Source organism: Paraburkholderia ginsengiterrae (assembly GCF_001645125.1).
Classification (GTDB): Bacteria; Pseudomonadota; Gammaproteobacteria; order Burkholderiales; family Burkholderiaceae; genus Paraburkholderia; species Paraburkholderia ginsengiterrae.
Window position 1 is genome coordinate 1 of record NZ_LXKA01000202.1, and the last position, 474, is coordinate 474.

The window sequence follows — 474 nt, forward strand, 5'->3', positions numbered from 1 at the left end:
GCTCCACACCCTCCCGCGCATTTATTTCGAACCCGAACCTGCGGCCAACGAGAAAGACCCCCTCCTGGCAGCGCTTCCAGCGGACCGGCGCCGCACGCTGACCGCGCGCCGCGAACCGGATGTGGCCAACGTGTACCGCTTCCATATCCCCATGCACCGCGATACGGACACCGTATTCTTCCACCTCTGATGCGGTTTCTCTATACCTTCATACTGTTCTCACCTACACCTTTCCTCATCCGCCTTTCCACTTGCTCGCCATCCTCCTCGTCGCTCGCCCACCCTTTCCTCGCCCCACCCGCGCCCCTCTGCCCCTTCATTAGCCGTCGCCACTCCGTATCCCCCCCCTCTACCTGCCCCTCTACTGTGCCTGCTCGCCCCCCTGCACCGCCACCCCTGCCACTCTCCTTCCCCAGCACTCTCTACCTCCTGTCTGACGTGTCTGTCCTCACCTCTGTCCTCGCTTCCTGGCGC

1 pseudogene is annotated in these 474 nt (G+C 63.5%); it reads left to right on the forward strand.

What is annotated here, in order from left to right:
* Nucleotides 1–190 (forward strand): annotated as a pseudogene (locus tag A6V37_RS41395) (protocatechuate 3,4-dioxygenase subunit alpha); the annotation flags it as partial.
* Between the last annotated feature and the right edge of the window lie 284 nt (nt 191–474).